Below are 24,366 nucleotides of genomic sequence, written 5' to 3'. Positions count from 1 at the left end.
TATATTCTTTTTCAGATTTACCATAAGAAGTAAATAGATACTTACATTGTTTAATATACTTTTTAACGTTCTTATTATAAGTCATGCTCTTCCTCCATAAATGTATCAATAATACTTGTCATCTCTTTATATTCTTTATATATGCCCTCTAGGTACGCTTTTCCAGATGGCTCCAAATGATAATATATTCTTGTCATTCTCTTTCCAACAAGCTTTTTCTCACTTGATATATAGCCTAGATCTTCAAACTTATAAAGAACAGGATACATACTTCCTTCTTTGATATCTATCTTACCATTTGTAAGTTCTTTAATTGAATGAGTGATCTCATACCCATAACAATCTCTTATTGAAAGAATCTTGAGAAATAACATTTCTAACTTAAAGAAGTTATTATTCTTTTTTGGCATAGTGCTTCCTCCATAGAAAATAGTATCATAAATATATTTGTTAGACAATATATAGAAAAACTATATAGTTGTTGACGAAGATATAGGCAGCATGATAGTATTTAAATATAGAAAGCGATTACATTATCAAAACTAAGGAGAGGGATTAAAAGGTGGTTAAGAAATGAATGATTTATTAAAAATGCATTTTAAATTGTTTATAAGAGAAAAGAGTTTTTTTGGTTTATATATAACTAATTTTATATTCTGCTTTTTTGGGATGTTGTTTTATATATTGAAAAAAGTTGATACTATTTTTTTGTTTTATCTAGTAGCACGATTTATTATTTATGTAAATATTTTATTTTGTGTTATGGTATTTCTTTATTTAAGAAGTGCTAAAAAAAATAAACTTGAAGAAACTTTATTAGCTGTTGATAATACTGAAAATAAGTATCTTCAATATAGTACAATAGTTGTTTTGTTATTATTTGGATTATTAAATATAGTTATCATCTCAATGTTATTTATAAATGCTTTTATAAATAATCAGCTTAATACAATTATCGATTTATTTTTGTCATCATACTTTTTAAATGTTTTTATGCCACAATTAGTAATGATTTGTTTAACGATAGCGATATCCTCATTAGAAAATAAGTATTATTCTATGATATTGTTTGTATTATCAGTACTTCTATTTAGTCCTTTAACTGAAAATCTCGTTTGGATTGAAAAACCTTTAATTCCTATTGATCAAATTATTAATTATATTTCTTTGCCATTTGCAGTTTTTTATCAGAATTCAAATTGGGCAGTAGACTATTTATATGGATTACAAAATGAATTGTATAAAATATGTGCTGATATTTTTTGGATACTACTATCCTTGGTTATTGTTAAAAGAAAGAATATTTATAAGTCTAAACCAAGATTACTTATTTCTTCATTAGCTGTAGTTCTTCTTTTTTCATCAATATATATACCTCAAAGCTTAGGAAGAACTAACGAAAAATGGGATCAAGGACGAAGTGATATTAATTATTACGGTGTTTTTCAAAGTGTTTTCTATAATATCAAAAATACTGGTTGTGATTACAAAAAAGAAAAAGAAATATCATATTATATTGATAAATATGATTTAGATGTAAATATTAATCATAAATTGAATGTTGATGCAAATATGAAACTTATTTCTAAACAGCCTCAAAAAGAATTTGACTTTACACTATATAGAAATTATAAAATCAGGAGTTTGAATAGTAATGATTTAAAATCATATGCTCAAAATGGTGATTTTATCCATATAGAATTTAATAAGCCAATAAAAAATACTAATATTGAAATCAAATATTCAGGTTATCATCCTAATTTATATTCAAATAATCAGGCAGTTTTATTACCTGGATATTTTGCATGGTATCCGATGGCAGGTGAAAAGCAGTTGTATTGTATGTTTGAAAAATCAAACAATACAATATATGGATATAATCCATATATCAGAAATAGAAAGTGTATGTATAACGTATCAGTTAAAAGTAATTACTCTATACTATGCAATCTAGTCAATAAGAATAAAAATATTTTTTCTGGAAAAAGTGATAGTTTGACAATTATTGGTGGGAATCAAGTAATTAAAAAGGATAATATGTTTGAAAATTATTATCCTCTATTTCTAACAAATGAAATGAATTATGAAAAGTTTTCTAATACAAGAAATAATTATTTAAATAAATTTGAAAAAAGAATTCATAATACTTTTCATATCAAACCAATATTTGAAAATAAAAAAATAATTACAATTGCGAATACAATTAGAAACTGTGAATTAGGTAATTATGCAGAGTTTGATGATTATCTTATTATATCTAATGCTGGATTTGTTGATAATCAACAAATAATGAAATATTACATTTATCACTCTGATATTGATATGTTTTATAAGGATATTTTGGCTAACATACCTTTGACAGAAAATAGTCAAGATTATATAGATGCAATCTATCATGAGATAGATAATCAGCTTGAATGTCTAGATAATGAAACGGATAAAGATATGATCAACAAATATCAATCACTAAAAAATAGAATAAAAGAAAATATAAAGAATAAAGGTTTAGATAATTATTTGAAAGAATTGGGTTATAGGATTTTTAATTGATAAAAAGCTTATGCAATAATAAAAAAAGAAAAGGAGAAGAAAATGAAAAGAAAAGTATTAACTAAAATATTTGTTGGATTATTTATTGCTACATGCGGAATTACATCTGTATCTGCAATGCATTTAAAGAAAGAACCAGTTTCTATTAAAGTAGGAAGTGCTTCAGCATCTAGTGATCCAACTGATTATGGAATGAAAGCATATTATTATTTTAAGACAGCTGCTGATTCAAAAGGTGGAGCTAATGTCTCATGTATGGCTGGGTGGAAAGGCAGCATGTATCCATATACTCTTGAAGGGAGCTTTATTGTAAAGCATAGTGGTGGTTCTAGTAGTACAACTGTTTTTCAATCTAAAACATCAAGATTCTATATAAAAGTATTCTCTTCTGTCAATTCAACAAAAGGGAATGGTTATGTACAATTAAAATAATTAATTGTCTTTTATTGTATAAGTTTTTTTGGGGAGATATATTTTATATCTCCTCTATGTTTAAGAAGGGAGGTACATTATGAAGATTGTTTTAAAAAATATAACAAAGAAGTATAAAAACAAAGAAGTTTTAAGTCATTTGAATTTTGAGTTTGATAATAAAATATATGCATTTATTGGCCACAATGGAAGTGGTAAAAGCACATTAATGCGTATTATTACTGGACTTATAGAACCTACTCAAGGAGAAGTGATATTTTATCAAAATGATAAAATTATCGATTATAAAAAAGTGAAATTTGGGTATTTATCACAAGAATTTAATGCGTTCAAAGAGTTCACTGTATATGAACAATTAGAATACTTTGCAATAATGAAAAAGATTAATAAAAAGGTTTATTCAAATGAGATTAAAAAAGTATTAGTGGAAGTTAATTTATGGGAAAACAAGGATGTGAAATGCAAAAATTTATCTGGAGGGATGATTAGAAGATTAGGAATAGCACAGACATTATTAGGAAGTCCAGATGTTATTATTTTAGATGAACCGGTTGTTGGTTTGGATCCTGACGAAAGAATGAGATTTATGGAAATTATTAAATCTATTCAATTAGATATTCCAATTATTTTTTCTACTCATATTATTGATGATATAAGTTCGTTATCTCCAGAAATCATATTTTTTAAAAACGGACAGATAAAATTTAATGGTTCAAGCTCTCAATTTATTGATATTGCTAAAGGAAAAATATATTTATGTTCACGAGAAAATCTTAGTAAAATCAAGGAAAGAATTGCATCAATTAAAATAAGTGAAAACACATATAGAGTTATTGCTTCAAATAGGTTAAATTACGATTTCTTACAAGATATTACTCCTTGCATGGAGGATGCATATATATATTTAAATCAGGATGATTGATATGTTATTAGATTATTTAAAATTAATGACTTTTGTATTAAAGAAATATAAATGGCTTTATTTGGCATTCTTTATATTAATCAATTTTATTATGTTGCCACTTTGTTTGTCAGAAATTTCTTATAGTAATGTATTACAAAGCGATCCCCAGATGCTATGCTTTAATTTCTTACAAAAAAATATTTTACTAATTTATATAATCATACAATCATTTATGTTTAGATTTTATGTAGAAAAAGATTTTAATGAAATTATATATACTATTGATCGTACTCCGAAATATATTTATGTAATAATTGATTTTATAATTATACAAATGATATTTTTGCCATTATATTTGCTTATTATTACAAAAATAGATTCATTTATCTCTTATATAATGATTTTTATGTTTCAATGTTTAATTATTTCATCTTTTTATTATTTTATATCAAGGATAAGTTCATCGTCATTAATTGGACTTATGGTAATAATTTGTTATTTGTTTATTTTTACTTATATATTTTTAAATCCCTGTATTGGAAATATTATTCTTATTAATAGATCTATAGAATATATACCTAAATATTATTTTGTATCTCATACAATAATCGCTGTTATATGCACTGTTGTTGGAAGAATATTTGAGAAAAAATATAATTAACAATCTAGTGATTATTATGGCGTAGCTGACTAATAATTCCGATTTAGCCTGATCATGATTATTCGCAAGCAACAGCACCATCAATCGCATAAAGTGCACCACCTATATTGCTAACTGCACCACTAAACGATGATGAACCGCCTTGTCCTGCACTTTCAGCTAATGGATCAGGGTATTTCACTTAATACTATTTCCTCCATAGAAATAGTAACATGAATATATTTGTTGGACGATATATAGGAAAACTATACAGTTGTTGACAGAGATACAGGTGCCATGATAGTATTTAAATGCAGTAAGCGTTTACATTTGTGCTAAAAATGGAGTGTTAAGATATGAAAAAATTAATTGTGCTTTCTTTTTTAGTTGCTGCTTGTGCAGTATCGTTAGCTAATACTGAAGTGTCTGCTTTAGATAATACAGTTATTAATCAATATCTTCTTTTAAAAAATGAATACAATATAACTAAATCTAGATACATGCTGTCTGAAACTCATAGTAATGCAGTGAAGTTAAATAAAGCAGGAAAAGATATTGATCGTTTTAAAAATCACATTTATGAATTAAAAGGTAAATCAAGAGAGGAATTGAAAAGATATAAGTATACAAATTATCAAATTGATGCGATAAAGAATTATGATGGAACAGAGGAAATGTCTGTAAAAGCCTCTTCAAAAATCAAGTTTAGCATTAAGAAGAATATATTAAGTTATGATGCGAAAACAGGATTGTCTACTGTAAAAGCAACAGTAAGCTTTAGCTGGAACGGAACACCTAAAGATTATGGAAATGATGCTTTTGCGATGGCATATGAAGCAGATAATAATCATATTTTTAAGGAAGTTTCATCCGTTACTTCTTCATTAAAATACAAGGAATTCAAATCCTCTAAGAGTGTAAAAACATGGACGAAGTCAGCAATTAATAAAGGTGATCAAGATGTTATTGGTTCATACGGATGGTCATTTCCTTTAAGAATAAATGGTGATCAATACTATGCGTGTTTGTATAAGGGATCTTTTTCTATAACAGGAGTAGTAAGTGGAAAATTAAAATATTTCAATGTGCGTTACTTATATAGTCATAAATCATCTATAGTTCCAACAGGATTTGGAATTAGTATATCTAGAGGTATGTCTTCTGCAGGAATAGTACTCACAAAGAGATCTCGCCATATAGGGTATCCTGAAAAAAGTGGTGGCGTTGTGACTTGTTCATAATCTTAATGAATTATAAGGAGAAAATAAAGTGAATATATTAAAGAAATTTGAATACCCACATTCCACAGGTAACTGTCAAATTAAGAAATGATAGTTTCAATTTTCTTGGCATTTATGTGTAAAATTAATTTCATTAATTGGATTCACCTGTTGATTATGGGTAATTAAATAAAGAAATTATTGATGATAATATTTTTATTCTTTTTAGTAACCTATGGATGTCATATACTAACTCTAATTAATTTAGAGATATTCATGTATGTATTTAATGCATGGCAGGATTTTGAATTTTATAATGTGCTTTTTAGCGTATACACTGCCTGTGCTATAGTTGTAATAACTATGTATCTTCTGCATAAGAAAAAGAATTAATACACGGGGAAATACCAATCACGATTACTTCTATTATTGGTATACTTTATTTGCAATATGAGGCTGTTGAATTCAACAGTCTTTTTATTTTACAAAAACACTTGATTATATAGTTAGTTTATGCTAACCTATAGATAGTTAGTAAGAACTAACTAGGAGGTCAACAATGAAAGTAGTCTATGCATCAAGAACTGGAAATGTAGAAGCATTAATTGGAAAACTAGGTATTACAGACGCATTACATATTGAAGATGGTACAGAAAAAGTCTCTGAAGACTATATCTTATTTACTTATACAGATGGTTTTGGAGATGTTCCTTATGAAGTATCAGACTTCTTAGAAAACAATCCATCTATTAAAGGTGTTATTGCTTCTGGTGATACAGGATATGGTGAAGCTTATTGTTTAGCTGGTGATAAGATCAGTGAAGATTATCATGTTCCATGTCTTTACAAAGTAGAAAATGATGGTACTGATGAAGATGTAGAAGCCATCAAAGAGTTACTTTAATATGACCTTAGGATATCATCAATTTGAACATCTTCTTCTTACGCATTGCACACCTACCTTGATCAAGCGTAAGCTAGGTAGTATGTTTCATCTTGATAATAGATATTCAGATGTTCATGAACTTGTAGAATATTATGATCAGATTCTTAACCTTCAAGGATTACGAATAAATCTCTTTTTCTCTCATGGTCGTTATACAGTATATGTATATCTGCCTTCCTCACTCAAATACTTAATGACTAACAAAGACATTCAATCCTTTCTGAAACAATATGATTATCCTGATCATGATATTCTATCTCATCTAGAGAAACGTCTTGAGATGAGTCAATATCCACACGAAATAGGGTTATTTTTGGGTTATCCACTTGCTGATGTATGGGGGTTTGTACATCATAAGAAGTGTCAATGTTGTGGCTATTGGAAGGTATATGAAAATAAACGTGAGAAAGAAAGTCTCTTTAAACAATTTGACTGTTGTAGAAAAGAATTCATACTCCTTTATGAGCAGGGCTATTCTTTATTACAAATCCTTAATCAGGCTGATAATCAGCCTTTTTCTTTTACCTTAAATGAATTATAATATTTTCTGGGGTGGTTATAAATGATGAGAGTAAATGAAGCAGAAACTAAAAGATTATTAGAAGCTGTTAAACCAGCGAAGCTTGTTGCAGCAACTAAATATATTGATGAAAAAGAAGTAGAAAAGCTAGAAGAATGCGGTGTTATGATCTATGGTGAAAATAAGGTACAGGACTTCTTGAAGAAGTATGAAGATTACCATGGAAAAGGTGTATGGCATTTTATTGGTACATTACAGACCAATAAAGTAAAGTATATTATTGATAAGGTACAGATGATTCATTCTGTCGCAAACTATAGATTAATTGATGAAATAGAGAAACAGGCAGCTAAACATGATCTCGTTATGGATATCTTATTACAGGTTAATATTGCGAAAGAAGAATCTAAACATGGCTTTAATGAAGAAGAAATGAATGAAGTTATGGACTACTTAAAAGATAAACCTCATTTAAATCCTAGAGGATTAATGATGATGGCTCCTAATATTGAAGTAGAAGAAACAAGACAATATTTTAAAGCAACTAAAGACCTATTAACTAAACTGCAGGAATCTTATCCTAACTATCAATTAACTGAACTATCAATGGGTATGACACATGACTTCCCTATTGCGGTTGCAGAAGGAAGTACAATGGTAAGACTTGGTCATGCATTATTTGATGAATAATTAAAAACATCCCTAGAAACATATGTTTCTAGGAATTTGTGTTTAGAATGGTAAATGTGGATTATTATATGACTCACAAGATTCCTTGATATCATGACACACATGATCATAATCTTTCTTCTCTATCTTTCCATGTTCTGCCATACTTTTATAGAATTTCTTTAAACTTGTGGCAGTTGTTTTAACAGTTGAAGGAGTAGACCACATACATTTGCGAATAACCTAAAAAATCACTAATGAACAAATCTGCATTAGATAGATGATTGTAGATGTTTTTAGCTGCATTTTCAAGATCTTCTTGAAAGAGAAGTAAGTATTCATGATTTGTGTCTTCATTTTTTTTACTAAAGTCTAGATAGTCCATAAGCGTTATATCCCTTTCGTTGTATCGATATATTATATAGTAACAGAAATAGAAAGGCGTTAGATTGATGAAAATTTTATAGAAATTATATTTTACCGATTTCATCATATCCTGCTGTTATAATAAAGATATGGAGGATACAGGTATGATGAAACGTATATTAGCTGTTTTAGTGCTTGTTTCTGTAATGCTTATACCAGGTTGTTAGAATGATAAATATTCAGGTGAATTCAAGAATGATCAAGAAGTTGCAGAATATGTAGAGAAAATAATAAATAAGAAGTATAGCCGTTACCTTGATGATAAGCTATATTACTCTGATTATGGGACGCCTGATGAAGGTGTTTTTTATGCGACTGTATATGTGAAAGATGAGAAGTACGAATTTGGTGTTGAATATGATATTAAGAATAAGACATTAGAGACGGATGCATCAAAGGGATATCATTATGAGGAATTGCTGGAGGATATAAGAAATACGATTTCTAGCACAATGAAATATGATGTACAGGGTGCAAAATGTAATAAGCGTAAAGGATTTATCAAAGATTATTATAAGTTTATTCATGATAAGGATACGAAGATTGAGTTAATGTTGTATTTTGATGGTTCTATGAGTGATGATACTGCAAAGCAGGTACAAAGTTTAATGAATACTTTATTTCATAAGGGGTTTAATGGAACTGTTCAATGTTGTAATGGAGAGTATTATAGTGATGAATTTGAATTAGGCTCTATCCCTAATATTAAGGATATAGAAAAGTGAGATAATGAATAGACGGATAGTGTAAAAATAGTGAAAAACTTTTCTTTTAGGTATAATTATATTGGGAAATGAATATATGAAATCTATGGAGGATATGAAGGATGAGTATTGATATTAAGAATTTCAAGTGGATTCGTGAGCCAAAAGAATCCACAATCACAGACAGCAGGATTGAGATTGTCACAGAGCCACATACAGATTTATGGCAGAGAACTTATTATCATTTTAGAAATGATAATGCACCTGTTCTGCAGATGGAAACAGATGAAAAATACTTCAGTTTTGTCGTAGAAACAGATTTTGTGGATAGTCATACAAGATTTGATCAGTGCGGGGTTGTACTCTATTTAGACAGTGAGAATTGGTTAAAGGGTTCTATAGAATATGAGAATAAAGACTTTCAGCACCTTGGAAGTGTTGTAACTAACCATGGTTATTCAGATTGGGCAACCACAGAAATTCGTGCAGATGTAAAGAAAATGTGGTATCGCTTAAGTAGAAGAGAAGATGATTATTGTATAGAGTGTTCAGTAGATGGTGTGAAGTTTTCTCAAATGCGTGTTTGCCATCTTCATGAAGGTGGAGATAAGATTCGCTTTGGAGTATATGCCTGCTCACCCGAAGAATCATCTTTTAAAGCTGTATTCAAGCATATGCAGATTATGGAATGTCAGTGGCAGGCACATGATGGTCAGCAGCCAGACTAAGTGATTGGTATTGTATAGAAATGATGAAGAGGAGGATGTTAAGGAAGAATTTCAGTCCTGTTTTCCTCCTTTTTTATATTTTAAGATTAATCCTCATGTTACTGAGATAAGCCTTGTACTTTTCCTTACAAATAGTTAAAATTTGTGTATTTATCATTATATTTTGTGATTTTATTATGCAAAGAACTAGATTATTTCTTAAAATTCGTTTAATATAGGTTCGATATAATACACAAAAAAAGAGAAGGATGTGGAAATATGAAATATTATTTAGGAATTGATGTAGGATCTACAACTGTAAAACTCTATTTGACAGATGAGAATGATAAATGCTTGTTTTCTAAGTACACAAGACATTTCTCAGATGTTAGAAAAACAATCTATGAGTTATTAATTGAAGTAAAGAACCAGATGGGTGATATTGATTTGTATCCTGTTATGACTGGTTCAGGAGGTTTATCTCTTGCAGATAAGCTTGGTATTTCTTTTATACAGGAAGTTATTGCATGTACAAAGACAGTAGAAACATATATTCCACAAACTGATGTTGTTATAGAGCTTGGTGGAGAAGATGCCAAGATCACTTATTTTGAAGGACAGCTTGAACAGCGTATGAACGGTACTTGTGCAGGAGGTACTGGGGCATTTATTGACCAGATGGCTACTTTATTAAAGACTGATGCTGCTGGTTTAAATGAATATGCGAAAAACTATAAGACAATCTATCCTATCGCATCACGTTGTGGTGTCTTTGCGAAAACAGATATTCAGCCTTTAATTAATGAAGGTGTATCTAAAGAAGATATTGCGGTATCTATTTTCCAGGCAGTCGTCAATCAGACTATTTCTGGTCTTGCCTGTGGTAAACCTATTAGAGGGAATGTTGCATTTTTAGGTGGTCCACTTTATTTCATGGATCAGTTAAGAGAACGTTTTATTGAAACATTAGGTTTAACTGAAGATGAAATCATCTTCCCACAGAACTCACAGCTATTTGTTGCTATGGGTGCATGTTTAAATGCGAAAGAAAAGGTAGAAAGTCCATTAAATATCTCTAAGATTATTGAAGACTTAGAAGGTCTTTCAGACTCCCCTACAGAACTTACAAATGTCTTAGAACCATTATTTAATGATGAAGCAGAATTAAAAGAATTCAGAGAAAGACACTTTACTCATATCACCAAGAAAAGAACACTTAAGAAATATAAAGGTAAAGTATTCTTAGGTATCGATGTCGGTTCTACAACATCTAAGATCATCATGACTGATGAACAGGGTGCTATTTTATATTCTTTCTATAGTTCTAATGAAGGAAATCCATTACAGTTGATCATGAGTCTGATGAAGGAAATTTATCAGATGCTTCCAGAAGGATGTTATATTGCGAAAGCCGGTGTTACTGGTTATGGTGAAGCCCTTATTAAAGCTGCTTTAAAGGTGGATATTGGTGAAGTAGAAACAATTGCCCATTATACTGCCGCAAAAGCCTATGAACCTGATGTAGATTTTATTCTTGATATTGGTGGTCAGGATATGAAGGCTATTACTATTAGAGATAACGTCATTCAGAACATTTCATTAAATGAAGCATGTTCTGCAGGATGTGGTTCATTCTTAGAGACATTTGCAAAATCATTAGGTTATAAGATTGAAGAATTCGCAGAACTTGCATTAAAGTCTAAACACCCTATTGATTTAGGTTCTAGATGTACAGTATTCATGAACTCAAAGGTAAAACAGGCACAAAAAGAAGGTGCTTCAGTAGAAGATATCAGTGCAGGTTTATCTTATTCAGTTATCAAGAATGCGTTATTTAAAGTTATTAAACTAAGAAGTAAAGAAGATATTGGTAAGCATGTTGTTGTACAGGGAGGTACTTTCTATAACGAAGCTGTATTACGTGCATTTGAAAAAGAAACAGGTATTGAAGTAGTAAGACCTGATATCGCAGGATTAATGGGTGCTTATGGTATGGCCCGTATTGCGATTGAAAATGATGACAATGAACCTTCTACTATCCTTTCATTAGAAGAAATAGAAGCACTTGACTATGATACAAAGATTAGAAACTGTGGTAAGTGTACAAATAACTGTATGTTAACTATTACATCATTCAATGATGGTAGAGAATATATTTCAGGTAATAGATGTGAAAGAGGAGCCAACCTTCCAATGACATCTAAGAAGTTACCTAACCTCTATGATTATAAATATGGTCGCATCTTTGGTTATAAATCACTTTCTAAAGATGATGCAAGAAGAGGAGAAGTCGGTATTCCTAGAGTACTTAATATGTATGAGAACTATCCATTCTGGCATACATTCTTTACTCAGTTAGGCTTTAGAGTTGTTTTATCAGCAAGATCTTCTAAGAAGATTTATGAAAAGGGAATAGAATCTATTCCATCAGAAAATGCCTGTTATCCAGCAAAGATTTCTCATGGACATATTGAAAACCTAATTGAAAGAGGTATTCCTTTTATCTTCTATCCATCAGTAGCATATGAAAGAAAAGAATATGAAGATGCAGGTAATAACTATAACTGTCCAGTTGTTGCTTCTTATCCAGAAGTTATTAGAAACAATGTAGACAGCTTAGAAGAACACAACGTGAAATATAAGAACCCATTCCTATCTTTAAATAACCCTAAAACATTATTTAAGGTAATGAAGGAATCTTTAGCTGAATATGATATTTCAGATAAAGAAATGCATAATGCGATTGATAAGGCTTATCAGGAATTAGCACGTGCAAGAAAAGATATTGAAGTTAAGGGTCAGGAAGCATTGGAATGGATGCATAAAAACCATAAGAAGGGTATTGTCCTTGCAGGACGTCCTTATCATGTGGATCCAGAAATCAATCATGGTATTGCCAGCTTAATTACAAGTGAAGGTTTCTGTGTATTAACAGAAGATTCTGTATGTAATTTAAATAAAGAAAACTTAGATTTACGTGTAGTAGACCAGTGGACATATCATTCTAGACTCTATCGTGCTGCAGAGTTCGTAACAACTCAGCCAGATCTTGAACTTATCCAGTTAACATCATTTGGATGTGGATTAGATGCAGTTACAAGTGATCAGGTGGCTGAATTATTACAGGCAAGAGGTAAGATTTATACACTTATTAAGATTGATGAAGCCTCTAACTTAGGACCAATCAGAATCCGTATTAGATCACTTAAAGCAACAGTAAAGAAGAAAGACAATACTGTACACTTAGAAAATAAATATGAATCTGAAAAAGTATCATTCACACAAGAAATGAAGGATGATAGATGGACTATTTTATGTCCTCAGATGTCTCCTATTCATTTCCAGTTTGTAGAGACTGCAATGAATTCTGAAGGTTATAACTTTGTGGTATTACCTTCAGTAGATAAAGAAGCTGTAGACCAGGGATTAAAGTATGTCAATAATGATGCATGTTACCCAAGTATCTTAGTAGCAGGTCAGATGATGAATGCCCTGAATTCGGGTAAGTATGATCCTCATAAGGTGGCATTGATCATCTCACAGACAGGTGGGGGATGCCGTGCAACAAACTATATTGCGTTTATTAGAAAAGCATTAAAGGATGCACATATGGATTATGTACCTGTTATTTCAGCAAACTTACAGGGATTAGAATCTAACCCAGGCTTTAAGATTACTTATAAGGTGGCTAAGAAGGTTATTATTGGGGCTATGTATGGTGACTTATTCATGAGAGTCTTATATCGTGTCAGACCGTATGAAAAGGTGAAAGGTTCAGCTAATGAATTATATGAATCATGGGTAGAAAAGTGTAAAGAAAACGTTGAAAATGGTTCTATGAAGGAATTCAAGAAGAACGTTTATCAGATTGTAAAGGAATTTGATGAATTACCACTTCTAGATATTAAGAAACCTAGAGTAGGTCTTGTAGGAGAAATCCTTGTAAAATTCCACCCTACTGCCAATAATGAGATTGTAAAGACTATTGAAGAAGAAGGCGCAGAAGCAGTTATGCCAGATTTAATTGACTTCTTCCAGTATTGTTTCTACAATACTCAGTATGAACATGAACATTATGATGCAAGCTGGAAATCAGCTAAGTTATGTAATGTAGCGATTAAACTCGTAGACTTCTTAAGAAAAGATATGATTAAGGCATTAGAAGCATCAAATCGTTTTGATGCACCACATCCTATTGATCAAATTGCGAAGAAAGCAAGTGAAGTTGTTTCTATTGGTAACCAGACAGGTGAAGGATGGTTCTTAACGGGTGAAATGATTGAACTCATTGATGAAGGTGCACCAAATATTGTATGTATGCAGCCATTTGCCTGCTTACCTAACCATGTAACAGGTAAGGGTGTCATTAAGGCATTAAGAAGAAAATATCCACAGTCTAACATCGTTGCGATTGATTACGATCCAGGGGCTAGTGAAACAAACCAGGTTAACCGTATTAAATTGATGTTATCAACAGCATTTAAGAATATGGAATCATCTAAATAGTGGAGGAAGATATGGAAGATGGACATTCCACCCCGCCCTCGCGAGGTAGGGCTATTCTAGGCTTTATAAGATCAAAACTGAATTATAATAAGATTTCTGTATTAAAGAAATTAGCCTGTAAGAATAACCCTGTAATATATAGACGTGTATTACAAGAATTAGGCGACTACAAGTATAAAAAGAAACCTGTGAAGGGTATAACCCTTTCACAGGCTGATTATGATACATGCTGCCTTATACTCACTGTAATGGTTGAGAAAGATTTCGATTATTATTATGATCAGGGAGATGTCAAGCGTACAATAGAACGTATGATTGACTTACTGAGTTAGGAGACTATTGTGAGAAAGATTAAAGAAGTTGTTGTAGTAGAAGGTAAAACAGATACAGCAACACTTAAACAGTTATTTGATGTAGATACAATTGAAACATCTGGGTCAGGAATCAACGAAGATATTCTATCTCTCATTAAAACTGCTGCCCAGACACGTGGCGTCATTGTCTTAACAGACCCTGATTATCCTGGTACACAGATTAGAAATAAAGTCATTCAGGCTGTTCCTAATGCGAAGCATGCCTTTGTCGCAAAAAAAGATGCCAAGGGTGTGAAGAAACTTGGTATTGCGGAAGCAAGGCATGATGCAATTATTGAAGCATTAGAGAATGCAGTCACATTTAGTGATGCTGAAGAATCTATTTCATGGGATGAATTTATTGATCTAGATGTATTAGGAAATAAGAAGAGAAGACTACAGGTCTATGATGCCTTTCATTTAGGTTATGGTAATGCGAAAGCATTATTTAAGAGACTGAATATGATGGGTATTACAAAAGAAGAAGTACTTAAAGCATTAAAGAGTCAGTAGACATTATCTGCTGACTCTTTTTTATGTATATTCAATTTATTCACTACCTACAATATTATGTTTTAAGTTAGTTTTACCATTTGTTGGAAACACATTATTTATCTATTTCTTTAAAGATGAAATTAAAAACCTATTATTTTAATAATATATGCTTTTCATCCAGTGCTTCTTTAATACGTTCTAATGTTTCTTCATCAGGTGCTGTAATTGTATGCAAGTGAACACCATCTGTTAATAGAGAAAGAGGTGCGATATCATGATCCTTTACTGCAGACATGAACTTAGATACATCATAACGTGAATATATATGAAGATTTCCTTTGATTTCTCCATAAAGAGGATGTTCTACTATTACATCTTCAACCTTACCACCTAAATCTACAATAGTATTTAATTCTTCTTCTAATTGATCATTATTATGCTTTACTGCAATTGTATAATGATTACTTCTATTTGTTTCTAATATATATCCTCTAGGTGTTGCAGTAATATCTTCTCCCGATGCTCTTAGTAATGCAACATCTCCTACAATAATCTGTCTAGAAACACCTAATTCTTTCGCAATTTTACTTGCTGAAACAGGTTTATCACTACTACTTATTATTTCCATTATTCTTGTTTTTCTATCCATATACATCACCTTTTCGACCATTATAGAAGAATTTTTCAGGGAACTCAATGGTCTTTTCTTTACATATCCTATATAATAAATGATATGGAAAATATCGCAAAAAAATCAAATACAGAATTCATATTAAATAAATTTAACTTAAAGCCTTCTAAGAAATATGGACAGAACTTCTTAGTAGATCCAGGTATTATTCAAAGTATCGCAGATCATGCTTCGCTGGATAAGGAGACAGCAGTTATTGAAATAGGACCTGGTATAGGTGCTCTTACAGAACAGCTCTCTAATAAAGCTGGTAAAATATTATGCTTTGAAATAGATGAACGTTTAAAGGAAGTATTATCATTCTCTTTAGAAGGACATGATAATGTGGAAATCATCTTCCAGGACTTTATGAAAGCTGATTTAGAAGAAGCATGTAATAAACTAAAGGACTATAAGGATATCTGTGTTGTCACAAATCTTCCTTATTATATTACTTCTAAAATCATCACAAAGATTGTATCTTCTTCTACACCTATTAATCGTTTAGTCGCTATGGTACAAAAGGAAGTCGCACTAAAACTCTGTTCTGAAGAAAAGAGTCCTTTAAAGATGATGATTGATTATGTAGGAGATGTTCAATATGAATTGAATGTGCCTAGACATGTATTCATGCCAGCACCTCATGTAGATAGTGCTGTTATTTCTATTCATAAAGAACGTGTTATATCACAGGAATTGATTGATCTTATTGAGGCAAGTTATACCGCAAAAAGAAAAACACTCTATAATAACTTAAAGTCTTTATATCATGATCAAACAAAAGAATTATTAGAATCATGTGGTATTCCTGTCAATAAACGTGCTGAGGAATTAAACATTGATGACTATATAAGAATACTAGAAAGGGGTCATACACTATGAAGATTCGTGCTTATGCGAAAATAAACCTTGCATTAGATGTAGTAAGTGAAAGAGAAGATGGATATCATGAATTAAATATGATTATGGCTCCTATTGGTCTTCATGATTTGATTCTTATTGATCCTATTGAAAAAGGTATAGAAATTACTACAAACACATACCGTGTACCTACTGATGAACGTAACATTATGTATAAGGTAGCAGATGCATTAATCAAGAAGTTTGATATCCAAAGTGGTGTAAGAATCCACTGTTATAAGCATATTCCCTCTCAAGCTGGAATGGGTGGAGGAAGTGCCGATGGTGCTGCCATCTTCCGTGCAATGAACAGTTTATTCCATTTACGTATGTCTTATCAGGATATGTGTGAAATGGGTAAAGAGATTGGTGCAGATATTCCATTTTGTGTATGGAATCGTATTGCGGTTGTAGGTGGTATTGGTGAAAATCTACATTTTATTGATCGTTCACGTTTTAATTGTCATTTATTGATTGTAAAACCTAAGAAAGGTGTTTCTACAAAGAAATGTTTTGATGATTTAGATATAGAAACTGCTGTTCATCCAGATATTGATTTAATGAAGCATGCAATTGAAAAGAATGATTATCAGGGTGTTGTAGATTGTTTAGGTAATACTTTAGAAGCTCCTTCTATTAAGATGGTACAGGATATCCAGTATATTAAGGATGATATGATGAACTTTGGTTTTGATGGTGCTCTTATGTCAGGTAGTGGTTCATCTGTTTTTGGTATGACTCAAGATCCTGAATTAATTGATAAAGTGCTTCCATATTTTAAAAAGAAATATAGTTTTGCAATAAAAACACAGATTTACTATCCAGAGAAAAGGAAAAAGGGATAACTTGCGCCTTTTCTCTTTTATTTTGAATTGAATTTTGCTAGAATGTAAGGGAAAAAAAGGAGATATGTCGATGAAAGTTTATGCAGTTGTCTTAGCTGCGGGTAAAGGTACTCGTATGAAGTCAGATGCACCTAAGGTTGTTCATGAAGTTTTATATAAACCAATGATCAATCATGTGGTGGATGAATTAAAGAAGTTAGATATCGCAGAAACAGTCGTTGTTGTTGGACATGGGGCTGACCAGGTCAAGGCTTTGTTAGATAACGACGTCACTACTGTCTTACAGGAAGAGCAGAAAGGCTCTGGACATGCTGTCATGATGGCAGAAAGTGTTCTAGGGGATAAAGAAGGAATCACTCTTGTATTAAATGGTGATGCACCTTTAATTACTGCAGAGACATTACAGGGACTTATTGATTATCATATGAATGGTAAGAATAGTGGTACTGTAATGACATGTGATTGTGACTTGTCACTTCCATTTGGTCGTATTATTAAGGAAGATGGCCAGGTAACAGGAATTGTAGAATTCAAAGACTTACAGGAATCTCAGATGGATATCACTGAGATGAACGTAGGTGAATACTGTTTTGATAACAAATCAATGTTTGAAGCTTTAAAGAAAGTAACAAACAACAATGCTCAGGGTGAGTATTATATTACAGATTTAATTGGAATCATGAATGAAGAAGGCAAGAAGGTTGATGGCTATAAGATTCAGGATTTCAGTGAAGTAGGAGGCATTAATGACCGTGTTCAGCTTGCTGAAGCAACTAAGTTACTTCAGAAGAGAGTAAATAAGAACTGGTTATTAAATGGCGTAACTATTGTAGATACTGATAACACATATATTGGTACTGATGTTGTGATTGGTAAAGATACAATCATTGAACCAGGTTGTATTATCAAGGGACATACTACTATAGGGGCCCACTGTCATATTGGTCCTTATTGTGAATTTACAGATGTAGATATTAAGGATAATGTGGAAATCAAGTTCTCAGTATTAAGCGATTCTGTTGTAGAAAGCGGTACTGATATTGGTCCTTATGCAAGACTAAGAACTAATTGTCATATTAGAGAGAATGTACACATTGGTAACTTTGTGGAAATGAAGAAAGCTGATTTTGGTAAGGGAAGCAAGTCTGCTCATCTTACTTATATCGGTGATGCTAAAGTAGGCGATGGCGTTAATATTGGTTGTGGTACTATCACAAGCAATTATGACGGTAAGAATAAGTCAATGACTGTTATTGGAAACAATGCATTTATTGGATGTAATTCAAATTTAGTTGCACCAGTGACTGTTGGTGAAGGCGCATTTGTTGCGGCTGGATCTACTGTAACAGAAAATGTAGAAGATGGTGCAATGTCTATCGCACGTGCTAGACAGGTGAATAAACCTGGCTATGCAAAGGTTTTAGAAGAAAAACGTATGAAGATTTATAACGAAAGAAACAAGAAATAAAAAAAGGGGACACATATGAGAAACAAAATTACAGTATTTTCTTTATCTTCAAGCAAGAAATTAGCTCAGGATATCGCAAGCATTTTAGGTACTAAGGTTGGAGACTGCAAAGTTCATCACTTCGCAGATGGTGAAATCTTATGTGAAATCGGTGAATCTGTTCGTGGTAAGGACGTATTCATTGTTCAGTCTACTTCTAATCCAGTAACTGAAAACTTAATGGAAATCTTAGTATTAACTGATGCTTTAAAACGTGCTTCTGCTCGTGAAATTACTGCAGTTATTCCATATTTCGGATATGCTAGACAGGATCGTAAAGCTAAACCTAGACAGCCAATCACTTCTAAGTTAGTTGCAGATTTATTAACTACAGCTGGTGTTAACCGTGTTGTAACTGTTGACTTACATGCAGCTCAGATTCAGGGATTCTTTGATATTCCAGTAGATGAAATGCAGGCTTTACCACTATTAATCAAATACTTCCGTAAGAAGAAGGTTCAGGATTTATGTGTTGTATCACCTGACCACGGAGGAGCTACTAGAGCTCGTAAGATGTCTGAAGCATTTGATTGTCCTATCGCTATCATCGATAAGAGAAGACCTAAACCAAACGTTGCTGAAGTTATGGGTATCATCGGTAATGTTGAAGGTAAGAACTGTATCTTAATTGATGATATGATTGATACAGCTGGTACTATTACAGCTGGTGTTGATATGTTAAAACAGAAAGGTGCTAAGGATGTATATATTGCATGTACTCACGGTGTACTTTCTGGACCTGCTATTGAAAGATTATCTACTTGTGCGGCAAAAGAAGTTGTTATTACTAACACTATCGAAATTCCACAAGAAAAGAAATTTGATAAGCTTGTTTCTGTATCTGTTGCAGGATTACTTGCACATACAATTGAAAACATCGAAAACGATTTACCAGTTAGTGACGTATTCACTCAGTATGATTGTTAATGTAGAGGACTCATCACGAGTCCTTTTTTAGACTAAATATATGAAGTGAAAAAAATAAACTGCGCTAGTTTCTATATGTGACGACTTGATTATATTGAGGTTAAGTGTTAAACTTCATTTGAAGTCGGAAACCAAAATATATCAAACGAAAAGGTAAGGATTGGCAGATCCTTACCTTTTCTAACTTTTATAGTGGTTTAACACTAGGCTAGTTATCGTTTAAAAAATTCGTCTAACCATTTGCAAATGTAATAAGTAAGAACACCTGCCATGACGGTAATGAAAAACTCGAAAGCCAAAATATATCACCCCCCCCTTTCAAGGAGGACGATATCAAACTAGATCTGAAACAAGTAGTGAATTGGAAAAAGTGCATTAAAAACATAGTATGTAAAAACATCCTCAAGGTTTATACACCTAGAGGATATTTTCATTTCTAATTAAGTGCTTTTTTATTTAATGTCCTTAAAAGGGGCTCCACTTTACAAAATAAATCTACTTTTCTATAGTGTCCATTCAACAGTGTCCATTTTAAAAAATACTGGTTAATAAAATAGTCTGTTAATTCATCACTTTTTCTGGAAAGCGTATACATAATTATTCATAACATGATAAAATATATTAAGTAATAGGTATGAATTATCTATGTTTCCGAAGATGAGGTGAATAAATGTGATAGAAGTAATAGAAAAAATTGGAAATATTGAAAATTTATCATTAAAGAATGAAGAGATGGAAGTAGTTGTCTCAACATTTGGTTGTACTATTATTAAGATGATTGTTGAAGATAAGAATGGAGTAAAAGGTGATGTTGTATTAGGTTATGATGACTTTAATCAATATCAGACTCTAGATGGTTATCTAGGTGCATTAGTAGGTAGAGTTGCGAATAGAATTGGAAAAGGAACATTTGAATTAAATGGTGAAACATATCATTTACCTATTAATAATGGTCCTAATAGCTTACATGGTGGTATTAAAGGATTTAGTTATCAGATCTTTGATTATGAAATCTTAGATGATTATACTATTAAGTTTGCTTATCATGCAAAGGATGGAGAAGAAGGTTATCCAGGTAATATGGATTTTAGTGCTACTTATCATTTAGAGGGTACTACATTAACTATTTCTTATCATGCTACGAGTGATAAGGATACTTTAATTAATATTACTAACCATTCATATTTCAACTTATCAGGACATAAACACAATATCTATAATCACACTTTAAAGATTGATGCTGATTATTATGAACATGTAGATGCAGATGGTCTTGCTACAGGTGAAAAGGAAGCTGTAGAAGGTACTCCATTTGACTTTAGAATACCTGCAAAGATTGGTGAACGTGTAGAAGTAGATCATCCACAATTAAAACTTGGTAATGGTTTTGACCATCATTTCTTCTTTACTACAGATAAGAACCAGGTTGTATTAGAAGATGAAGAAAGTGGTAGAAGATTAACAGTATCTACTACTTTACCAGGAGCACAGATCTATACCGCAAACTATCTAGATGGACGTATTGGTAAGAATGGTGAACCTTATAATGCGAGAGATGCAGTATGTATTGAAACACAGAACTTACCAGACGCTATTCATATTGAAAAGAATCCAAGCACTATTTTAAGAAGGGGAGAAACATTTGATGCACAGACATCTTATTGTTTAGAGGTAATTAAATAATGAAACTTGCAACACAGATTATTGAAGATATTAGAAATGGTCAGGCAGATGCTTTATTAACTGATATTTATGTAGATGAGTCTTTATTAGATGCTCAGAAAGAAAGATATATTGCAGCTATTGAAAAGTTTATTTCACTTTATGGTGATAAGGAAGTAGAAGTATTCTCAGCACCAGGTAGAAGTGAAGTATCTGGTAACCATACAGACCACCAGCATGGTGAAGTATTAGCTGCTGCAATTAACTTAGATATTATTGCGATTACAGCACCTAGAGATGGTGAAATTAAGGTATTATCTGATGATTATGACTTAAAGGCTGTAGCTTTAGATGACTTAGAAAAGAAAGCTGAAGAAGAAGGTACTTCAGAAGGATTAATTAGAGGTACTCTTGCACGCTTTAAGGAATTAGGTCTTCATATTGGTGGTTTTGAAGCTTATATGACAAGTGAAGTATTACAGGGGTCTGGTCTTTCTTCATCAGCAGCATTTGAAGTCATGATTGGTACTGTATTATCAGGTTTATATAATGATATGACAGTAAGTCCAGTATTGATTGCACAGATTGGTCAGTATACTGAAAACGTATATTTTGGTAAACCATGTGGATTAATGGACCAGTGTGCAAGTTCAGTAGGTGCTCTTATTCATATTGACTTTAAAGACAATGATCATCCTGTTGTAGAAAAAGTAGATGTTGATTTCTCTTCATTCCATCATAGTTTATGTATTGTAGATGTTCATGCATCTCATGCAGACTTAACTGATGATTATGCTGCCATTCCTACAGAAATGAAGGAAGTAGCACACTTCTTTGGAAAAGAATTCTTAAGAGAAGTATCAGAAGAAGAATTTAAAGCACATATTCCTGAATTACGTGAAAAGATGAGTGACCGCTGTGTCATCCGTGCATTACACTTCTTTAAGGAAGATGCAAGAGTAGAAAAAGCAGTATCTGCCTTAAAGAACAATGACTTTGATACATTCAAGTCAGTCATCAAATCATCAGGAGACAGTTCTTATAAATACTTACAGAATATCTATTCTAACCATGATGAAACAAATCAGGCTGTTTCTATTGCCTTAGGCTTATCTGAAGATATCCTAGGTAATAAAGGTGTATGTAGAGTACATGGTGGAGGATTTGCAGGTACGATCCAGGCCTTTGTAGAAGATGATTATGTAGAAACATATAAGAATGAAATTGAAAAGTATTTTGGTGAAGGGTCTTGTCATATTCTTAAAGTAAGAAAGTATGGCGGTAAGAAAGTAGAATTATAAGCATTAGAAAACCTCTTTGATATGAGAATCAAAGAGGTTTTCTTTACTATAGAATTGATTTTCTCCATGTGATGTTCTGCTTATCAAAAAATGCATGTAATCTCTCAATATCTTCAATGCTGGCATTCTTCTTTTCAAAATAGATTTTAAAGCCTGCTTTACTTGTGAATAATACGACATCTTTAGTTTCTATTATGTTTTTTATATTCGTATATTTTATGGAAGCTTTATTTTCTACTGAGTCTACCACTGTAGTTAGTTTATCTTCATAAAAGACCAAGTCATAGATATATTCATCTGTCTGGAGTGACTTATTACGATTTTTTATGATTATTTTTGATAGCATTCTTGGTTGAGAACATATAAGTATTAAATTAATAACACTTATTACACTGTAAATAATATGTCCTGCAGATAGATTCATAAACAAAGTAATCCATGAAAGACAGAATGCAACTATTAGGAATAATGTAAAGAATGTGGGAAAGAAGTGAAAGATGACTTTTTTGAGAGTTGGATAATCCAATTTATTATTTTTGACAGTTAATATTTCCATTTTCGATACCTCGCTATTTATAACATATTAAATTTTAACATGGATAAGTATTAATTGCACCAAATAGTGATGATATATATTACTGATTATGATCAATATAAAGTGATTCAAATCAAAGGTGATAGAGTAGTAATTGTAGTAAACGGTAAAGTAACAGGAGCAATTTCATTTGATAGCTTATATTAATGAAATGCGAAAGGCACAATGGTGCTTCTGAATGAATGTATGATAAAAATGTAGAAAGAATACCGGTATGAATTCTACGTATAGTAGTTAACAAAATAGGAGGATAGTAATAATGGCAGATGAAAATGTTAGAAAGGCACAGAAATATTTAAACAGCATGTATGGTCATCGTTCTGAATGGGTAAAGCTGGATGAGGACGGCTTGACTGGTACAGGTACATGCAAGGGGATTATCAGAGCCTTTCAGATTGAAAATGGAATCTCTCCAGTAACAGGAACAGTAGGAAATATCACTTTAAATAAAATGAGATCTTTAAGTGATATTTCCAAAATGAATGCTAATGATCCAGGAAATCCAAATGTATGCATTCTGCAGTGTGCATTGTTTGTAAAGGGGTATAATGCTGGAGGAATTACAGGAGTTTATTATACGGCTGGAGTGAATGCTGTAAAGCAGTACCAGGAAGATGCAGGACTTCCAGTAACAGGCATCATTGACTGGAAAGTTTGGATGGGACTAGTATCAATCAACTGGTTTAAAAAGACAAATGCTGGAGATAAGACGATTGTAAAAATCCAGCAGCAGCTGAATACAGACTGGTCTGATATCATTGGTCTAGGTCCATGTGATGGTGTTGTCTCAAGATTTACTTCTTATGCATTAATTGCAGCACTACAGGCTGCTGAAGGTATTTATACAAGTTTTATTGGCAGTATTGATAAAAGAAATTTTGGTGATC

General features: G+C 31.8%; 24 protein-coding genes. 19 read left to right on the top strand and 5 right to left on the bottom strand.

The genetic code is table 11. The features are described from left to right. Positions 1-74: 74 nt before the first annotated feature. Positions 75-410, bottom strand: coding sequence for a PadR family transcriptional regulator (locus ACFOZZ_RS12770; RefSeq protein ID WP_055234043.1), 336 nt, complete (start codon positions 408-410; stop codon positions 75-77). A 163-nt stretch (positions 411-573) separates the two neighbouring features. Here ACFOZZ_RS12770 and ACFOZZ_RS12765 point away from each other — a divergent pair, with 163 nt between their 5' ends. From ACFOZZ_RS12765 to ACFOZZ_RS12755, 3 genes are all read left to right on the top strand, one after another. Further along, positions 574-2,550, top strand: a complete 1,977-nt coding sequence (locus ACFOZZ_RS12765; protein WP_320803831.1) for a hypothetical protein — start codon at positions 574-576, stop codon at positions 2,548-2,550. 42 nt (positions 2,551-2,592) lie between these two features. Further along, a complete protein-coding gene (locus tag ACFOZZ_RS12760) occupies positions 2,593-2,982 on the top strand; it encodes a hypothetical protein (RefSeq protein ID WP_376815383.1) in 390 nt (129 codons plus the stop codon). 79 nt (positions 2,983-3,061) lie between these two features. Then, complete coding sequence (locus ACFOZZ_RS12755) at positions 3,062-3,904, top strand: ATP-binding cassette domain-containing protein (protein WP_279067368.1); 843 nt, start codon at positions 3,062-3,064, stop codon at positions 3,902-3,904. A gap of 701 nt (positions 3,905-4,605) precedes the next feature. On the opposite strand, the gene ACFOZZ_RS12750 is transcribed toward ACFOZZ_RS12755, so the two are convergent. Beyond that, a complete protein-coding gene (locus ACFOZZ_RS12750; RefSeq protein ID WP_279067369.1) occupies positions 4,606-4,728 on the bottom strand; it encodes a hypothetical protein in 123 nt (40 codons plus the stop codon). 154 nt (positions 4,729-4,882) lie between these two features. Between ACFOZZ_RS12750 and ACFOZZ_RS12745 the strand changes: the two genes are divergently transcribed. The 4 genes from ACFOZZ_RS12745 to ACFOZZ_RS12730 all read left to right on the top strand — a co-directional run bounded on the left by ACFOZZ_RS12745 (position 4,883) and on the right by ACFOZZ_RS12730 (position 7,902). Then, positions 4,883-5,767 carry a hypothetical protein gene (locus ACFOZZ_RS12745; RefSeq protein WP_376815382.1) on the top strand — a complete coding sequence of 295 codons (885 nt, stop codon included), beginning with the start codon at positions 4,883-4,885 and terminating at the stop codon, positions 5,765-5,767. A 538-nt stretch (positions 5,768-6,305) separates the two neighbouring features. Then, positions 6,306-6,650 (top strand): class Ib ribonucleoside-diphosphate reductase assembly flavoprotein NrdI, encoded by a 345-nt coding sequence (nrdI, locus tag ACFOZZ_RS12740; RefSeq protein ID WP_055234096.1) that lies wholly within the window; start codon positions 6,306-6,308, stop codon positions 6,648-6,650. A 1-nt stretch (position 6,651) separates the two neighbouring features. Continuing rightward, the gene (locus ACFOZZ_RS12735; protein WP_055234095.1) at positions 6,652-7,233 is read left to right on the top strand and encodes a DUF3793 family protein; all 582 of its coding nucleotides are present in this window, start codon (positions 6,652-6,654) and stop codon (positions 7,231-7,233) included. Positions 7,234-7,254: 21 nt separating this feature from the next. After that, positions 7,255-7,902, top strand: a complete 648-nt coding sequence (locus tag ACFOZZ_RS12730) for a YggS family pyridoxal phosphate-dependent enzyme (protein ID WP_187114820.1) — start codon at positions 7,255-7,257, stop codon at positions 7,900-7,902. Between the two features lie 42 nt (positions 7,903-7,944). On the opposite strand, the gene ACFOZZ_RS12725 is transcribed toward ACFOZZ_RS12730, so the two are convergent. Continuing rightward, entirely contained in the window at positions 7,945-8,109 is a 165-nt protein-coding gene (locus ACFOZZ_RS12725) for a hypothetical protein (RefSeq protein ID WP_278860520.1), read from the bottom strand. A gap of 521 nt (positions 8,110-8,630) precedes the next feature. Between ACFOZZ_RS12725 and ACFOZZ_RS12720 the strand changes: the two genes are divergently transcribed. The 5 genes from ACFOZZ_RS12720 (at position 8,631) to rnmV (ending at position 15,090) form a co-directional block, all read left to right on the top strand. After that, positions 8,631-9,032, top strand: coding sequence for a hypothetical protein (locus ACFOZZ_RS12720; protein WP_376815381.1), 402 nt, complete (start codon positions 8,631-8,633; stop codon positions 9,030-9,032). 101 nt (positions 9,033-9,133) lie between these two features. Then, positions 9,134-9,739 (top strand): DUF1349 domain-containing protein, encoded by a 606-nt coding sequence (locus ACFOZZ_RS12715; RefSeq protein WP_202980019.1) that lies wholly within the window; start codon positions 9,134-9,136, stop codon positions 9,737-9,739. Between the two features lie 258 nt (positions 9,740-9,997). Further along, positions 9,998-14,224: a 2-hydroxyacyl-CoA dehydratase gene (locus ACFOZZ_RS12710; protein ID WP_278860522.1), complete on the top strand. Its 4,227-nt coding sequence runs from the start codon at positions 9,998-10,000 to the stop codon at positions 14,222-14,224. Between the two features lie 11 nt (positions 14,225-14,235). Then, entirely contained in the window at positions 14,236-14,556 is a 321-nt protein-coding gene (locus ACFOZZ_RS12705) for a hypothetical protein (protein ID WP_022424598.1), read from the top strand. 9 nt (positions 14,557-14,565) lie between these two features. Continuing rightward, entirely contained in the window at positions 14,566-15,090 is a 525-nt protein-coding gene (gene rnmV / locus ACFOZZ_RS12700; RefSeq protein WP_055234091.1) for a ribonuclease M5, read from the top strand. 133 nt (positions 15,091-15,223) lie between these two features. Here rnmV and ACFOZZ_RS12695 read toward each other — a convergent pair whose 3' ends face one another. Beyond that, positions 15,224-15,721, bottom strand: coding sequence for a transcription repressor NadR (locus ACFOZZ_RS12695; RefSeq protein WP_278860523.1), 498 nt, complete (start codon positions 15,719-15,721; stop codon positions 15,224-15,226). An 84-nt stretch (positions 15,722-15,805) separates the two neighbouring features. Here ACFOZZ_RS12695 and rsmA point away from each other — a divergent pair, with 84 nt between their 5' ends. From rsmA to ACFOZZ_RS12665, 6 genes are all read left to right on the top strand, one after another. Next, positions 15,806-16,624: a 16S rRNA (adenine(1518)-N(6)/adenine(1519)-N(6))-dimethyltransferase RsmA gene (gene rsmA, locus ACFOZZ_RS12690; RefSeq protein ID WP_376815380.1), complete on the top strand. Its 819-nt coding sequence runs from the start codon at positions 15,806-15,808 to the stop codon at positions 16,622-16,624. Then, on the top strand, positions 16,621-17,487 hold the full coding sequence (gene ispE / locus ACFOZZ_RS12685; RefSeq protein ID WP_376815379.1) for a 4-(cytidine 5'-diphospho)-2-C-methyl-D-erythritol kinase: 867 nt from the start codon (positions 16,621-16,623) through the stop codon (positions 17,485-17,487). Before rsmA ends, ispE begins: the two co-directional genes overlap by 4 nt. Positions 17,488-17,557: 70 nt before the next feature. Next, positions 17,558-18,955: a bifunctional UDP-N-acetylglucosamine diphosphorylase/glucosamine-1-phosphate N-acetyltransferase GlmU gene (gene glmU, locus ACFOZZ_RS12680; RefSeq protein WP_055234087.1), complete on the top strand. Its 1,398-nt coding sequence runs from the start codon at positions 17,558-17,560 to the stop codon at positions 18,953-18,955. 15 nt (positions 18,956-18,970) lie between these two features. Beyond that, positions 18,971-19,921 (top strand): ribose-phosphate diphosphokinase, encoded by a 951-nt coding sequence (locus tag ACFOZZ_RS12675; RefSeq protein WP_278780757.1) that lies wholly within the window; start codon positions 18,971-18,973, stop codon positions 19,919-19,921. 672 nt (positions 19,922-20,593) lie between these two features. Beyond that, positions 20,594-21,604: an aldose epimerase family protein gene (locus tag ACFOZZ_RS12670; RefSeq protein ID WP_376815378.1), complete on the top strand. Its 1,011-nt coding sequence runs from the start codon at positions 20,594-20,596 to the stop codon at positions 21,602-21,604. Further along, a complete protein-coding gene (locus ACFOZZ_RS12665) occupies positions 21,604-22,884 on the top strand; it encodes a galactokinase (RefSeq protein ID WP_376815377.1) in 1,281 nt (426 codons plus the stop codon). The genes ACFOZZ_RS12670 and ACFOZZ_RS12665 overlap by 1 nt, the downstream gene beginning before the upstream one ends. A gap of 46 nt (positions 22,885-22,930) precedes the next feature. Here the strand turns inward: ACFOZZ_RS12665 and ACFOZZ_RS12660 are convergent, their stop codons facing one another. Further along, positions 22,931-23,440, bottom strand: a complete 510-nt coding sequence (locus ACFOZZ_RS12660) for a hypothetical protein (RefSeq protein ID WP_376815376.1) — start codon at positions 23,438-23,440, stop codon at positions 22,931-22,933. A gap of 298 nt (positions 23,441-23,738) precedes the next feature. Between ACFOZZ_RS12660 and ACFOZZ_RS12655 the strand changes: the two genes are divergently transcribed. Continuing rightward, positions 23,739-24,366: peptidoglycan-binding protein (locus ACFOZZ_RS12655; RefSeq protein ID WP_376815375.1), on the top strand; the 628-nt coding region annotated here is incomplete at its 3' end.

Source organism: Catenibacterium sp. GCM10023432 (genome assembly GCF_042651925.1).
GTDB classification, from domain to species: Bacteria; Bacillota_I; Bacilli_A; order Erysipelotrichales; family Coprobacillaceae; genus Catenibacterium; species Catenibacterium mitsuoka.
The sequence above is the reverse complement of the archived record's forward strand: the minus strand, read 5'-3'. Positions and strand labels throughout refer to the sequence as shown.